This window comes from Rhizobium sp. CCGE 510, assembly GCF_000292525.1.
GTDB lineage: Bacteria > Pseudomonadota > Alphaproteobacteria > Rhizobiales > Rhizobiaceae > Rhizobium.
In genome coordinates this window covers 118460-132208 of the sequence record NZ_AEYF01000015.1, presented here as the reverse complement: position 1 = coordinate 132208, position 13749 = coordinate 118460, and the positions used below count along the sequence as shown (strand labels likewise).

The following is a 13749-nucleotide window of genomic DNA, read 5'->3' as shown; positions in this document are numbered from 1 at the left end:
CGGAGACATCACGATGAACGCCATCGTCGAAATGAAAAGCATGAACAAGTTCTACGGCGCGCACCATGTGCTCAAGGACATCGATCTCGCCGTCACCCGCGGTGAAGTCATGGTCATACTCGGGGCCAGCGGCTCGGGAAAGTCCACCCTCATCCGGTGCGTCAACGGCCTCGAGATGTACCAGAACGGCAGCCTCGTCGTGGACGGCTATGAAATGCCCGTCGAGGCTGACCGGAAGCTTGGGGGAGAACGCGAGCTCGCGGCAATCCGCAAGGGCGTCGGCATGGTATTCCAACAATTCGGTCTGTTCCCGCACAAGACCGTGCTGGACAATATCACCATCGCGCCGATGCGGGTTCGCAAGAAGTCGCGGGAAGAAGCCGAAGCGACCGCGATGAAGCTTCTCGACCGCGTCGGCCTCAGGGCGCATGCCGACAAATATCCGGGTCAGTTGTCCGGCGGCCAGCAGCAACGCGTGGCCATTGCGCGCTCGCTCGCCATGGAGCCGCATCTGATGCTTTTCGACGAGCCCACCAGCGCCCTGGATCCGGAAATGGTCGGCGAAGTCCTTGATGTCATGCGCGAACTGGCCGCCGAAGGCATGACGATGATGGTCGTGACGCACGAAATGGGGTTCGCAAGAGAGGTCGCCGACCGCATCGTCTACATCGACCAGGGTTCGATCATCGAGGTCGGGAAGCCGGACGAATTCTTTGACAATCCGAAAAACGACCGTGCTCGCTCCTTCCTCGCACGCGTCCTGAAACACTGACCGCACCAACTCAGCCGGCGCACGAAGCAATGGAAATCCTATGAACACGATATTGCCCACTGATCCCGCTCGCGACGATGTTCTTGCGGGCCGACCCACCCTCTGGCTCAATCCTTCCTATCGGAAACAGGCAATCGACACCTCGGACCTGCCGGTTTCGCCGGCAGACGTGCAAACGGCACGCCTGAACTGGCAGCGCTTGGCGCCGCTTCTTGCCGAGTGTTTTCCGGAACTGAAGGATACGTACGGCGAGATCCGCTCCGAACTGGTGGAACTCAAGGAACTTCGCGAGGCGCTCGGCTATCGAACGAGAGAGTTCGGCAACGTCTTCATCAAGGCCGACAGCCACCTGCCGGTTGCCGGCTCCATCAAGGCGCGCGGCGGCGTCTACGAGGTTTTCCTTTTTGCCGAAGGCCTCGCCCGTCAGGCCGGACTGCTCGCTGACGGCGACGATATCCGGAAGCTGGCAACGGACGAGGCTCGCTCCTTATTTTCCGGCTATACCGTGGCGGTGGGCAGCACCGGCAATCTCGGCTTGAGCGTCGGCATCGCCGCGCGCGCGCTCGGCTTCAAAGCCACGGTTCACATGTCGTCCGACGCCAAGGCCTGGAAGGTCGAGCGCCTGCGGCGGTTGGGGGTAGACGTCATCCAGCACGAGGCGGACTACACGACCGCGGTCGAAAACGCCCGCGACATCGCCGACGCCGACCCGACGATCTATTTCGTCGACGACGAGCAGTCTCGGCACCTGTTCCTCGGTTATAGCGCGGCGGCGTCGGAGCTGGCAGCGCAGCTCGACGAGCGCGGGATAACCATCGACGAGGAGAACCCCCTCTTCCTCTACCTGCCCTGCGGGATCGGTGGGGCGCCGGGCGGCGTCGCCTTCGGCGCCAAGGCGATCTTCGGCGACAATGTGCACGCCTTCTTCGTCGAGCCGGTTCAGTCGCCCTGCGCCCTCGTCCACATGATGTCGGGTTCGCAGGAGCTGGTGTCGGTCTACGACGTCGGCCTGACCAACAAGACCGAAGCCGACGGCATGGCTGTTGCCCGCATGTCGGCCTTCGTGGCCAATGTGATGCGCGAGATGCTCGCCGGCGTCTATACGGCAGCCGACGACGATCTGTTCAAGCTGCTTCGAATGGCGTGGATGACCCAAAGGCAGAAGCTGGAGCCCTCGGCCGCCGCCGCCTTGCTCGGCCCGGACTTCGTCTTGCGCCACAAAGAAGGTCGGCGTTTCCAAGCCCTGCATGGCCTCGAGGAGAAGATGTCGCGGGCGACGCACGTGCTCTGGACAACTGGCGGCTCATTCGTTCCGGAGGAGCAGTTCCAGCACTTCCTCCATCAGGCGGAAGCCCTCGCTTAGTCCCACATGCCGAATGGTGCCGCAGGCGCGGGTCGGGAACGATCCGCGCCTGTCGACCCGATGCCAGCTGCAGTATCCACGTCGCGTGAGATTGTTTCACCTAAAGCGCGCTTCTCGCGCTTTAGGTCTTTGTTTGACGCATGTCGTTAGCGCGACTGGCTCTAGAACCGACGCGGGGCTTCCGGTTTGTTTCCAACAATCGCGTCGATCCTGTCCCGCACCTCAGGCGTCATCTTCTGCCTGTGCGAAAGGGCCGCCAGATTGTCCTGCAACTGGCTGGCGCGCGAGGCGCCGAGGATGACTGTGGAGACGTTCCGATTGGCGAGGCACCACAACAGAGCGAGATGGGTGATCGATATGCCGATCTCGTCCGCGAGCTTTGCGAGCTCACCAACCTGTTTGAGCTGGGCGCGGCCGGCGTCGCTTGACCACTTCTCCTTCAGCCATTCGTAGCCCGGCAGGTTCATACGGCTGTCTGCCGGCACACCGTTATTGTATTTGCCGGTCAGGACGCCGGAGGCGAGCGGCGACCAGATGGTGGTGCCGAGACCGATCAGGTCATAGAGCGGCAGATAGTCGGACTCGACCTTCTGGCGTTCGAAGATGTTGTACTGCGGCTGCTCCATGGTCGGCGGCGTGATGCGCAAGTCGCGCGCCACGGCGTAGGCTTCCGTCAATTGCTGCGCAGACCATTCCGACGTCCCCCAGTAGAGCACCTTGCCCTGGGCAACGAGATCATGCATCGCCCGCACGGTTTCCTCGACCGGCGTGTCGATATCCGGGCGGTGGCAGAAATAGAGATCGAGGTAGTCGACCTGAAGCCTCCTCAGTGCCGCATGGCAGGCATCGGTCACATGCTTGCGCGACAGGCCGCGCTGCGTCGGCTTCTGACCGCCCCAGAAGACCTTGCTCGAGACGACGAAGCTGTCGCGGCTCCAGCCAAGCGATTTCAGCGCCTCGCCCATGACGATCTCGGACTTGCCGCTTTCATAGCCTTCGGCATTGTCGAAGAAGTTCACCCCGTTGTCATAGGCAAGCTTCATCAGGTCGACGGCATCGTCTCCATGGACCTGCTTGCCGAATGTCACCCATGAGCCGAACGAGAACTCGCTCACTTGCAGGCCCGACTTTCCCAGACGACGATATTCCATCATGCAGCTCCTGAAAAATGTGCCGGCCGGTCGCCGGCATTGCGCGATCGATCGACGACCGACTCGCGTAATCTATGGCATGGGCGACGATATGCGAGGAGTTTCCTCAAAGAAAAAGGGCGCTCGACGACGTAAGTCGGAGCGCCCCGTAGCATGCAGTCGACGACGTTTGCGGCGGAAGTCGACGGCAGCAGAGGGAGATGACGAGATTCGGAACGGATTGGCAACATGGAAGTGGAATTGGGAACGTTTTTGCCCGCTGATCGCGCCGGTCATCCACCTATTATCCACAGCTTATCCACAGGCGCGGCGGCTACGACCGCAGCAACTTCAATGACATTCGCCTGACGGCAAACCGCGCCTCACAAATGCTCTGTGACCGTTGAATGACACTGCGCTTTTGTTTGTCCGCCTGGATATAAACCGCGACCCGGCTCAGCTAGATTCAATTCTCTTCCCGACCGTGGCGGCGGACGCCGGGAGGAAGTGGGCGGTGGGCAACATGAGGGCCCACCGCCCTCTTTTCATTCAGCCAGTTTTCATTCAGGCAGTGCGGGAGCTTCTGTAGACCGAGACACCGAGTTCCCTGATTTTCTTGCGCAAGGTGTTGCGGTTGAGACCGAGAAGATCGGCTGCCTTGATCTGGTTGCCGCGCGTTGCCGTCAGCGCAGCGAGGATCAGCGGATATTCCATTTCCGTCAGCACACGGTCATAGAGGCCGGGCGGCGGCAGATTTTCGCCGAAGCCTGAGAAATAGGTGCGCATGTTTTCCTCGACGGCTTGCGCGATCGTCATCGAGCCGTTGCGGATCGGCCCCTTGTCGATCGGGCTGTCGGGCACATCGGAGCGAAGTTCCGCGTCGATGATCTCGCGGGTGATGACATCCTGCGGATAGAGCGCCACCAGACGGCGGATGAGATTTTCCAGCTCGCGAACGTTGCCCGGCCAGGCATAGGCCTTCATCAGTTCCAGCGCTTCCTGATCGAAGCGCTTGGAGCCAAGACCTTCCTTTTCGGCCTGCTGGGTGAAATGGCGCACCAGATCGGGGATGTCTTCGGCCCGGTCGCGCAGCGGCGGCAGGCGCAGCGGCACGACGTTGAGGCGGTAATAGAGATCCTCGCGGAACAGGCCCTGGTTGATCGCCTGCTTCAGGTCCTTGTTGGTGGCGGCAACGATGCGCACGTCGGTGCGGATCGGCGTGCGGCCGCCGACGGTGGTGTATTCGCCCTGCTGCAGCACACGCAGAAGCCGGGTCTGGGCGTCCATCGGCATGTCGCCGATTTCGTCGAGGAAGAGCGTGCCGCCTTCGGCCTGCTCGAAGCGGCCGGTCGAGCGGGTCTGCGCACCGGTGAAGGCGCCCTTCTCGTGGCCGAACAGTTCCGATTCGATCAAGTCGCGCGGGATCGCCGCCATGTTGATCGCAACGAACGGGCCGTTGCGGCGCTTGCCGTAATCATGCAGGGCGCGGGCGACGAGCTCTTTGCCGGTGCCGGATTCGCCGGTGATCATCAGCGTCAGGTCCGTCTGCATCAGGCGGGCGAGCACGCGATAGATTTCCTGCATCGCCGCCGAGCGGCCGACGAGCGGCATGCCGTCCTGCATATCGTCTTCGAGCTTGGCCGGCTTGCGCTTCGGCTCGGCGAGCGCACGGCCAATGATGCCGATCAGCTCGGTGAGGTCGAAGGGCTTCGGCAGATAGTCGTAAGCGCCCTTTTCCGAAGCCTTGATAGCAGTCATGAAAGTGTTCTGCGCGCTCATGACGAGGACGGGCAGGTCGGGACGCGCCTTTTTGATGCGCGGCAGCAGGTCGAAGGCGTTTTCGTCGGGCATCACCACATCGGTGACGACCAGATCGCCCTCACCCGCTGAAATCCAGCGCCAGAGGGTCGCGGCGTTGGAGGTGATGCGGACATCATAACCGGCGCGGCTCAAAGCCTGGTTGAGCACGGTCCGGATGGCCGCATCATCATCTGCAACGAGGATCGTAGCTGTCATCGAGAAGGTCCTGTCGAGCTTGCGATAGAGGCGTCCTCGAGCGAGGCGTCCTTCGACGCCGGCATGAGAACGCGGAATGTCGTGCGGCTGTTCTGGCTGTCGCATTCGATAATGCCGCCATGATTGCCGATGATCTTGGCAACCAGCGCCAGGCCGAGGCCGCTGCCGTTCGGCTTGGTGGTGATGAAAGGATCGAAGAGATGCGGCAACAGATCGACGGGCACGCCGGGGCCATTGTCGTGAACGCAGAATTCCAGCGGCAGCGAGATCTTTTCGCGGGTGCCGGCAACCGACAGACGGATGCCGGGGCGATAGGCCGTCGTCAGCATGATCTCGCCCTCCGGCCGGTCGCCGACCGCTTCGGCGGCGTTCTTCACCAGATTGAGGAAGACCTGGACGAGCTGATCGCGATTGGCATAGACCGCCGGCAGCGACGGGTCGTAGCTCTCGGTGACGCGGATGTTGCGGGCAAAGCCGGCCTTGGCGACCGCCTTCACATGATCGAGCACGGAATGGATGTTGACCGGCATGCGGTCGACAGGGCGTTCGTCGGAAAAGACTTCCATGCGATCGACCAGCGAGACGATGCGGTCGGTCTCGTCGCAGATCAGCCGGGTCAGCGCCCGGTCGTCATCGACCGCCGACTGCTCGAGCAGCTGGGCAGCACCACGAATGCCGGAGAGCGGATTCTTGATTTCATGCGCCAGCATCGAGGCGAGACCGGTAACCGAGCGGGCAGCGGCGCGATGCGTCAGCTGACGGTCGATCTTGTCGGCCATCGAGCGTTCCTGAAAAACGATGACGACGGCGCCGGGCTCGCTGAGCACCGGGGCGACATAGAGGTCTACGAGCTTGTCCTGGCCGAGGCGGGGCGAACTCAGGTCGACGCGATATTCGTTGACCGGCGCCTTGCGCTCACGCACCTGGTCGATCAGGGCGAGCAACGGGCTGCCGAAGGGAATGAAGGTCGAGATGCGGTAACGCGCCAGATGCGGGGCGCTGGCGCCGAAGAAGGCCTCCGCCTCCCAATTGGCGAAAACGACGAAGCCGGATTCGTCGACCATGACGACAGGGTTCTGGATGGCGTTGAGCACGGCCATGGCGACGGTCCCGCCGGCGTGATCGGGCGGAGCGATCGTATCCTTCGTCATGCCGCCTCCCGGCTGTCGACAACAGTTGATGCCAGCGCATCGTAAAGGCGCGCGGCCACCTCGCGCGGATCTCGCGAAGTCATGATCGCTGCCTTTTCGCCGCCAGCGAGATCAGCGGCGAACCGCTGGATATACCAGCCAAGATGCTTGCGGGCATGGCGGACCGCCACTGCCTCGCCGTAGAAATCCAGCATCATCGCATAATGTTCGACGGCGACATCGGCGATCTCCTGCCGGTGCGGCGCGGCGGCTCCGGCAAGGACGCCGGCATGCCACGGCCTGCCCTGGCAGCCCCTGCCGATCATGACCGCATCGGCGCCGGAGCGGCGCAATATTTCCTGCGCGTCCTCTGCGGTTTCGACATCGCCATTGGCGATCAGCGGAATGGAGATCACCTCGCGGACGGCGCGGATCGCATCCCAGTCGGCACGGCCTTCGTAGAATTGCATGCGGGTTCGCCCATGAATGGTCACCAGCTGGATACCGGCCGTCTCGGCGCGGCGCGCAATGTCAGGCGCGTTGATGGAATTCTCATCCCAGCCGAGGCGCATCTTCAGCGTCACCGGGATATCGACGGCCTTGACCGTCGCCTCGATGAGGCCGAGCGCGTGATCGGGATCGCGCATCAGCGCCGAGCCGGAATAACCGCCGATCACTTTCTTTGCCGGGCAGCCCATGTTGATGTCGATGATGTCGGCGCCGTGATCGGCAGCGATCTTCGCCGCCTCCGCCATCCAGTGTGCCTCTCGGCCGGCGAGCTGAACCATATGCGGCCGGAAGCCCGCGGCCTGGAGCCGCGACCAGGATTCGGCGGTGTCATTGACCAGTTCGCGGCTTGCTACCATTTCGGTGACAACAAGGCCGGCGCCGAAGCGCCAGGCGAGCTCGCGGAAGGGCATGTCCGTGACGCCGGACATCGGCGCCAGCACGACGCGGTTCCGCACGGAGACGTCTCCGACTCGGAAAGGCGCTGCGAGGTCCTTGGAAATCAAATGATTATCTTTCGGGCACACTGTGGAACTGCATGATTTTTAGCCATTGTTCCTCGGCTTGCCAAGGGGGCTCGGATCGAAATCGATATTTTTCGGGCAGATGCTGGAAAAGGCCAAAGCAAGACGTTAGAGCACTCGGGTCAATTCCGCATATTTTAGGGGATTTATGCTGCAAATGCCTTCTAAGCAACCGATATCGGCTGGAATTGTCATCGTTGCCGCCGGCCGCGGCGAGCGCGCAGGATCCTCAGAGGAAGGCCCGAAGCAGTATCGCATGATCGGCGGCAAGCCGGTTATCGCCCATACGCTTGAAAACTTCGTGACATGGGAAGCGGCAACGCAGATCGTCGTTGTCATTCATCCCGACGACGAGGCGCTGTTTGCCAAAGCCTTTCGCCACATCATCTCGGCAACGCCGATCGAAACCGTGCAGGGCGGCGCAACCAGGCAGCAATCCGTGCTGGCCGGGCTCAGATATCTCAAGGACAAGCAAATCAGCCATGTGCTGATCCACGATGCCGTGCGGCCGTTCTTCGACCACGTACTTCTTGACCGCATTGCCGACAGCCTCGGCGACGGCGCGCAGGCGGTGCTGCCGGCGACCCCGGTCACCGACACGCTGAAACGCGCCGACAGCGCCGGCACCGTGCTGACGACCGTTTCGCGCGAGCACCTCTATGCGGCACAGACGCCGCAATCCTTCGCCTTCGAAACGATCCTCGACGCGCATGAGAAGGCGGCGGCGAGCGGGCGAAGCGATTTCACCGACGACGCCTCGATCGCCGAATGGCTGGGCATTCCGGTGACGATCGTCGAGGGCACGCCCGATAACGTCAAGCTGACGGTAAAGAAAGATATCGCCATGGCCGACGACAAGCTGTCGACGTCACTGCTTCCCGATGTACGCACCGGCAATGGTTACGACGTGCACCAGCTCGAAGCGGGCGATGGCGTCACGCTCTGCGGTGTGTTCATTCCGCATGACCAGAAGCTCAAAGGGCATTCCGATGCCGACGTCGCGCTGCATGCGCTGACGGACGCGCTGCTTGCCACCTGCGGCGCCGGCGATATCGGCGATCACTTCCCGCCATCCGACCCGCAATGGAAGGGCGCGGCGTCGCGGATCTTCCTCGAGCACGCCGCTCGGATCGTCCGCGACCACGGCGGCACAATCATGAATGCCGATGTCTCGCTGATCGCCGAGGCGCCGAAGATCGGCCCGCATCGCCAAGTCATGCGGGCGAAACTGTCCGATTATCTCGGTATCGATATCGAGCGCTGCTCGGTCAAGGCGACCACCAACGAGACGATCGGCTTCGTCGGCCGGCGCGAAGGCATTGCGGCGATCGCCACGGCGACCGTCGTCTACCGCGGGGGGAAATGATGAGCCTTTTTCCCGACGATATTCTTTCAGCGGCGCAGACGATCATCCGTGACTTTGCCGCCGCCGGGCTGATGATCTCGACCGCAGAATCCTGCACCGGCGGGCTGATCGCCGGCGCGCTGACCGAGATATCGGGCTCCTCGGCCGTCGTCGACCGCGGCTTCGTCACCTATACCAACACCGCCAAGATCGAGCTGCTCGGCGTCAAGGCGGAAACGCTGCTGCGCTTCGGGGCGGTGTCGGAGGAAACAGCCCGACAAATGGTGCATGGCGCCCTTTTCCGCTCGCGCGCCGATATCGCCGTCGCCGTCACCGGCATTGCCGGCCCTGGCGGCGGATCGGCGGAAAAACCTATCGGCCTCGTGCATCTCGCCGCCAAGTCACGCGCCGGCACGCTCATTCATCGAAAGATGCTTTATGGCGATATCGGTCGCAGCGAGGTTCGGCTGGCAACGGTCCGGACGGCGCTGGAGATGGTGCACTTGTTTCTCGCCGGTTGACGGCACCTTCGGCGATCGCCCCGTCAAGCCGTCGTGTAGATCCGGTTTGCCCTGGTCTCGAAGGCTTCGGTGAACATGCGGAAGGCACGGTCGAACATCGAGCCCATCAATGCCCCGAGGATGCGGCTCTTGAACTCGTAGTCGATAAAAAAATCGACGGTGCAGCCGCCAGTCGCCGTCGCGGCGAAATGCCAGCGATTGTCGAGATACCTGAATGGGCCATCGATATATTTGACCTCGATGACGTGCTCGGCCCGGTTCAACAGCACCTGGGTCGTGAAGGTCTCGCGGATCGCCTTGTAACCGACCGTCATGTCGGCGACGAGCAGGATCTTGCCGTCGCGTTCCTTGCGGCTCCTGATGGCCAAGGCTTCGCAGAGCGGCAGAAATTCCGGATAGCGCTCGACATCGGCAACGAGGTCGAACATCTGATCGGGCGAGTGTGGGACGGGACGATGGGTTTCGAATTGCGGCATAGGCGGCAATTAAGCGGGCCGGCCGAGAAGATCAAGAAGCTCACGCATCTGACGGCGGGATTTTAGCTGAAGAACCGGCTTACCGGCGACATCCCGAAGTGCCGCCTCGATCAGGGGGACAGCATCCCGCTCGAAACTCCAGATATACGCAAGCGCTTCCCGGGAGAGGTGTTCAGGGCAACCAACAGGCAGTTCGGGACGGTTGCGGCCGAAATAGCGGAAGGCTCTCGAGATCGCACCGTACAGGCACACATATCTTGGCGGCCGAAGCCAAATAACAGCATCGGCGCGCGGCAGGCGAAGATGGAAGGAGCTGAGGCCGGTTCCATCCATGATCCAGCGCTCTTCCGCCACGGCCTTGGCGATAAGGCGGTCGATCTCATCGCGCGGCCTCTTTCTCCAGCCGGGCAGCCAGTAGAAGTCGCGGTCCATCGAGATGTAGCGAAGACCGAACGATCGCGAGAGCTGCTTTGCCAGCGTGCTCTTGCCGCTGCCGGGGCAGCCGATCACCAGGATACGGTCGACTTCGGCCAGCGTCGCTTTCAAAGCGGATGTGTCCTTCATCGTCGCCCTCAAAATGCGATACCATAGCCGGGAGATCGCCGTGGGTTTGCCCCTCATCCGCGCCGGCACCTTCTCCCCGTAAACGGGGCGAAGGGAATATGCCGCACCCTCTCCACCTCTCGCCAACGTCTCGCGGGCACGTCCCCTCTCCCCGTTTTTACGGGGAGAGGGTTAGGGTGAGGGGCGGCCATTGGCGCGAACCTGGCAGCTATGGGACGAGCTCGAGCAACCAAAAGCGTGGTTGGCCGTTTTATCAACGGGCTGATAAAGGGTACGAAATCTTACTCCGCCGCCATCAGCAGCTTCTTTTCTCGCGCCGCCCTCAGCCGGGCGAAATCGTCGCCGGCATGGTGGGAGGAGCGGGTCAGCGGGCTGGAGGCGACCATCAGGAAGCCCTTGCTATAGGCGACCGTTTCATAGGACTTGAACTCGTCTGGGGTGACGAAGCTTTCGACCTTGTGGTGTTTGCGGGTCGGCTGCAGATATTGACCGATCGTCAGGAAGTCGACATCGGCGGTGCGCAGATCGTCCATCAGTTGCAGCACCTCGTTGCGCTCCTCGCCGAGGCCGACCATAATGCCCGACTTGGTGAACATCGTCGGATCGAGTTCCTTCACCCGTTGCAGCAGGCGGACGGAATGGAAATAGCGGGCGCCGGGGCGAACCGTCAGATAATTGCCGGGCACCGTTTCCATATTGTGGTTGAAAACGTCAGGCCTGGCGGCGACGACGCGTTCCAGCGCACCCGGCTTCTTCAGGAAATCCGGCGTCAGGATCTCGATCGTCGTCATCGGTGAGGCAGCGCGGATCGCCCAGATCACCTTTTCGAAGTGTTCGGCGCCGCCGTCCTCCAGATCGTCACGATCGACCGAGGTGATGACGACGTGGGATAGGCCCATCTGCTTGACCGCTTTGGCGACATTCTCCGGCTCGGCCATATCGAGCGCGTTCGGCTTGCCGGTGGCGACGTTGCAGAAGGCGCAGGCGCGGGTACAGATCTCGCCCATGATCATGAAGGTGGCGTGCTTCTTGTCCCAGCACTCGCCGATATTCGGGCAGCCGGCCTCCTCGCAGACGGTGACGAGCTTGTGCTCCTTCACGATCGCGCGCGTCTCGGCATAACCCTTGGAGGTCGGCGCCTTGACGCGGATCCAGTCCGGCTTGCGCATGACCTCCGTGTCCGGCCGATGCGCCTTCTCGGGATGGCGCACGCGCTTGGCGTCGGGATTGATCGTGTCGAGAATGGTCACCATTGCAGTATCAGCTTTCTACCGCTCCTTGCGGCAAATCATCCGGATCTAGCGCCGCACCAGCCGCGCCAGGAATATCAGCAGGCAGGCGCCGAGGAAACCCGTCACGAAGTAACCGAGCCGCCCGCCGACCACTTCGACATGAAACTGGGCAAGGACGGCGCTGGCGACGACCGAACCGACGATGCCGAGCACGATGTTCAGGAAAATCCCGTATCGCGCTTCCATCAGCTTGCCGGCGAGCCAGCCCGCAAGTCCGCCGATGACGATTGCCGAAATCCAGCCGACACTTTCCATTCTGCCCTGCCCTTCAGTTGCGCCTCAAGCGACCGCTCTTGCGATCAGCACCACAATGATGGCGCCGACGGTGGCGTGGATGATCTGTACCACCAGCGCGTTTTCAATGCCCAGCGAAATGCCGAGCGCGCTGAACAGATAACCGCCGACGAAGGCGCCGATGATGCCGCTCAGCAGGCACCTGATCAAGCCGCCGCCACCAACGACCAGACTGGCGAGGAAGCCTGCGACCAGGCCGATCAACAAAAACACCAGCAACGCCTGCGTCTCCATAGACATGATGATTTCCTTTCGTTTTTTCCACCCGGGGGATAAGCCACCCTGGGGGATGGCATACGCCACCCGGCGGGACGGCTTTGCCGCCCTGAGATAAAGGGCGGCCTTGGAAATTATCAAGCGTTCAGTACACGGCCGTAAGCATCGAGAACCGCTTCCTTCATCGTTTCCGAAACGGTGGGATGCGGGAAGATCGTGTGCATCAGTTCTTCCTCGGTCGTCTCGAGGTTCATCGCGACGGCGAAGCCCTGAATGAGTTCGGTGACTTCGGCGCCGACCATATGGGCGCCGAGCAGCTCGCCGGTCTTCTTGTCGAAGATTACCTTCACCATGCCCTGGTCTTCGCCGAGCGCGATCGCCTTGCCGTTTGCCGCGAACGAGAAGCGGCCGACGCGGATGTCGCGGCCCTGCTCCTTGGCCTTGGCTTCGGTGATGCCGACGGAGGCGACCTGCGGATTGCAATAGGTGCAGCCCGGGACCTTGCCCTTATCGGTTGGGTGGACATTCGGCAGGCCGGCGATCTTTTCGACGCAGACCACACCCTCATGCTCGGCCTTGTGTGCCAGCATCGGCGGGCCGGCGACATCGCCGATTGCGTAGACGCCGGCGACATTGGTCTTGCCGTAACCGTCGATGACGACGCAGCCGCGGTCGGTCTTGACGCCGAGAGCCTCGAGGCCGAGATTTTCGATGTTGCCCTGAACGCCGACGGCCGAAATCAGCCGGTCGGCGGTGATCTGCTGCACCTTGCCATCGGCGGTCTCGACATGCGCGGTGATGCTGCTCGCACCCTTCTCGACCTTGGTGACCTTGGCGCTGGTGAAGATCTTCAGGCCGCGCTTTTCAAGCTGCTTGCGGGCGATGGCGGTGATCTCGGCATCCTCGACCGGCATGATCGTCGGCATGACTTCGACGACCGTCACGTCGACGCCCATCGAGCGATAGAAGCTGGCGAATTCGATGCCGATCGCGCCCGAACCCATGACGATCAGCGACTTCGGCAGCGCATCCGGCTTCAGCGCCTCGAAATAGGTCCAGATCAGCTTGCCGTCAGGCTCGATGCCGGGCAGCGCGCGGGGGCGGGCGCCGGTGGCGATGATGATGTGCTTGGCGGTGTAAGTGCCCTCGCCGCTCTTGACGTTCTTCGGCAGCGGATGCTGCGGCTCGACCACGGGCTTCGACGACTTGCCGACGACGATTTCGCCTGGTTTGGTGATCTTGCCTTCGCCCCAGATGATGTCGATCTTGTTCTTCTTCATCAGGAAGCCGACGCCGGCGTTCAAACGGGCGGAGACGCCGCGCGAGCGGGCGACCACGGCCTTGGCATCCGGCTTGACCGTGCCTTCGAGAACGAGACCGTAATCCTTGAGGTGATTGGAGTGATCGAGGATCTCAGCCGAGCGCAACAGCGCCTTTGTGGGTATGCAGCCCCAGTTTAGGCAGATGCCGCCCATATGCTCGCGCTCGACGATCGCGGTCTTGAGGCCGAGCTGCGCGGCGCGGATGGCGGCGACATAGCCGCCGGGGCCGGAGCCGATGATGATGACGTCGTAGGATTCAGCCATGTGTTTCCTGCCC

General features: G+C 62.3%; 14 protein-coding genes. 4 read left to right on the top strand and 10 right to left on the bottom strand.

Annotation, left to right across the window (positions count from 1 at the left end; genetic code table 11):
* The first annotated feature begins 13 nt into the window (after positions 1–13).
* Complete coding sequence (locus tag RCCGE510_RS07680; RefSeq protein WP_007628718.1) at positions 14–772, top strand: amino acid ABC transporter ATP-binding protein; 759 nt, start codon at positions 14–16, stop codon at positions 770–772.
* A 40-nt stretch (positions 773–812) separates the two neighbouring features.
* Positions 813–2135, top strand: a complete 1323-nt coding sequence (locus RCCGE510_RS07675; RefSeq protein ID WP_007628715.1) for a D-serine ammonia-lyase — start codon at positions 813–815, stop codon at positions 2133–2135.
* Positions 2136–2296: 161 nt separating this feature from the next.
* On the opposite strand, the gene RCCGE510_RS07670 is transcribed toward RCCGE510_RS07675, so the two are convergent.
* From RCCGE510_RS07670 to dusB, 4 genes are all read right to left on the bottom strand, one after another.
* On the bottom strand, positions 2297–3286 hold the full coding sequence (locus RCCGE510_RS07670; RefSeq protein ID WP_007628714.1) for an aldo/keto reductase: 990 nt from the start codon (positions 3284–3286) through the stop codon (positions 2297–2299).
* A gap of 543 nt (positions 3287–3829) precedes the next feature.
* A complete protein-coding gene (gene ntrC, locus RCCGE510_RS07660) occupies positions 3830–5281 on the bottom strand; it encodes a nitrogen regulation protein NR(I) (protein WP_007628712.1) in 1452 nt (483 codons plus the stop codon).
* Positions 5278–6432 (bottom strand): nitrogen regulation protein NR(II), encoded by a 1155-nt coding sequence (locus RCCGE510_RS07655; RefSeq protein WP_007628710.1) that lies wholly within the window; start codon positions 6430–6432, stop codon positions 5278–5280. The genes ntrC and RCCGE510_RS07655 overlap by 4 nt, the downstream gene beginning before the upstream one ends.
* On the bottom strand, positions 6429–7445 hold the full coding sequence (gene dusB / locus RCCGE510_RS07650) for a tRNA dihydrouridine synthase DusB (RefSeq protein ID WP_037078073.1): 1017 nt from the start codon (positions 7443–7445) through the stop codon (positions 6429–6431). Before dusB ends, RCCGE510_RS07655 begins: the two co-directional genes overlap by 4 nt.
* 145 nt (positions 7446–7590) lie before the next feature.
* Between dusB and RCCGE510_RS07645 the strand changes: the two genes are divergently transcribed.
* Complete coding sequence (locus tag RCCGE510_RS07645; RefSeq protein ID WP_007628706.1) at positions 7591–8808, top strand: bifunctional 2-C-methyl-D-erythritol 4-phosphate cytidylyltransferase/2-C-methyl-D-erythritol 2,4-cyclodiphosphate synthase; 1218 nt, start codon at positions 7591–7593, stop codon at positions 8806–8808.
* Entirely contained in the window at positions 8808–9308 is a 501-nt protein-coding gene (locus RCCGE510_RS07640; protein ID WP_007628704.1) for a CinA family protein, read from the top strand. Before RCCGE510_RS07645 ends, RCCGE510_RS07640 begins: the two co-directional genes overlap by 1 nt.
* Before the next feature lie 23 nt (positions 9309–9331).
* On the opposite strand, the gene RCCGE510_RS07635 is transcribed toward RCCGE510_RS07640, so the two are convergent.
* The 6 genes from RCCGE510_RS07635 to lpdA form a co-directional block, all read right to left on the bottom strand.
* Complete coding sequence (locus tag RCCGE510_RS07635) at positions 9332–9784, bottom strand: type II toxin-antitoxin system RatA family toxin (RefSeq protein WP_007628702.1); 453 nt, start codon at positions 9782–9784, stop codon at positions 9332–9334.
* A 9-nt stretch (positions 9785–9793) separates the two neighbouring features.
* Positions 9794–10348 (bottom strand): AAA family ATPase, encoded by a 555-nt coding sequence (locus RCCGE510_RS07630; protein WP_037078070.1) that lies wholly within the window; start codon positions 10346–10348, stop codon positions 9794–9796.
* A gap of 281 nt (positions 10349–10629) precedes the next feature.
* Positions 10630–11601, bottom strand: coding sequence for a lipoyl synthase (lipA, locus tag RCCGE510_RS07625; RefSeq protein WP_007628700.1), 972 nt, complete (start codon positions 11599–11601; stop codon positions 10630–10632).
* A gap of 45 nt (positions 11602–11646) precedes the next feature.
* On the bottom strand, positions 11647–11895 hold the full coding sequence (locus RCCGE510_RS07620) for a GlsB/YeaQ/YmgE family stress response membrane protein (RefSeq protein WP_007628699.1): 249 nt from the start codon (positions 11893–11895) through the stop codon (positions 11647–11649).
* Positions 11896–11919: 24 nt separating this feature from the next.
* Positions 11920–12174 carry a GlsB/YeaQ/YmgE family stress response membrane protein gene (locus RCCGE510_RS07615; RefSeq protein WP_003539329.1) on the bottom strand — a complete coding sequence of 85 codons (255 nt, stop codon included), beginning with the start codon at positions 12172–12174 and terminating at the stop codon, positions 11920–11922.
* Positions 12175–12287: 113 nt separating this feature from the next.
* A complete protein-coding gene (gene lpdA / locus RCCGE510_RS07610) occupies positions 12288–13736 on the bottom strand; it encodes a dihydrolipoyl dehydrogenase (RefSeq protein ID WP_007628696.1) in 1449 nt (482 codons plus the stop codon).
* Positions 13737–13749 lie beyond the last annotated feature (13 nt).

What these genes read in the sequence shown, in the direction of transcription:
- RCCGE510_RS07655 (WP_007628710.1), bottom strand. Translation starts at nt 6,432, where the DNA reads ATGACGAAGGATACGATCGCTCCGCCCGATCACGCCGGCGGGACCGTC.
- RCCGE510_RS07635 (WP_007628702.1), bottom strand. Translation starts at nt 9,784, where the DNA reads ATGCCGCAATTCGAAACCCATCGTCCCGTCCCACACTCGCCCGATCAG.
- ntrC (WP_007628712.1), bottom strand. Translation starts at nt 5,281, where the DNA reads ATGACAGCTACGATCCTCGTTGCAGATGATGATGCGGCCATCCGGACC.
- RCCGE510_RS07675 (WP_007628715.1), top strand. Translation starts at nt 813, where the DNA reads ATGAACACGATATTGCCCACTGATCCCGCTCGCGACGATGTTCTTGCG.
- lpdA (WP_007628696.1), bottom strand. Translation starts at nt 13,736, where the DNA reads ATGGCTGAATCCTACGACGTCATCATCATCGGCTCCGGCCCCGGCGGC.
- RCCGE510_RS07615 (WP_003539329.1), bottom strand. Translation starts at nt 12,174, where the DNA reads ATGTCTATGGAGACGCAGGCGTTGCTGGTGTTTTTGTTGATCGGCCTG.
- RCCGE510_RS07620 (WP_007628699.1), bottom strand. Translation starts at nt 11,895, where the DNA reads ATGGAAAGTGTCGGCTGGATTTCGGCAATCGTCATCGGCGGACTTGCG.
- RCCGE510_RS07680 (WP_007628718.1), top strand. Translation starts at nt 14, where the DNA reads ATGAACGCCATCGTCGAAATGAAAAGCATGAACAAGTTCTACGGCGCG.
- lipA (WP_007628700.1), bottom strand. Translation starts at nt 11,601, where the DNA reads ATGGTGACCATTCTCGACACGATCAATCCCGACGCCAAGCGCGTGCGC.
- RCCGE510_RS07640 (WP_007628704.1), top strand. Translation starts at nt 8,808, where the DNA reads ATGAGCCTTTTTCCCGACGATATTCTTTCAGCGGCGCAGACGATCATC.
- RCCGE510_RS07630 (WP_037078070.1), bottom strand. Translation starts at nt 10,348, where the DNA reads ATGAAGGACACATCCGCTTTGAAAGCGACGCTGGCCGAAGTCGACCGT.
- RCCGE510_RS07645 (WP_007628706.1), top strand. Translation starts at nt 7,591, where the DNA reads ATGCTGCAAATGCCTTCTAAGCAACCGATATCGGCTGGAATTGTCATC.
- RCCGE510_RS07670 (WP_007628714.1), bottom strand. Translation starts at nt 3,286, where the DNA reads ATGGAATATCGTCGTCTGGGAAAGTCGGGCCTGCAAGTGAGCGAGTTC.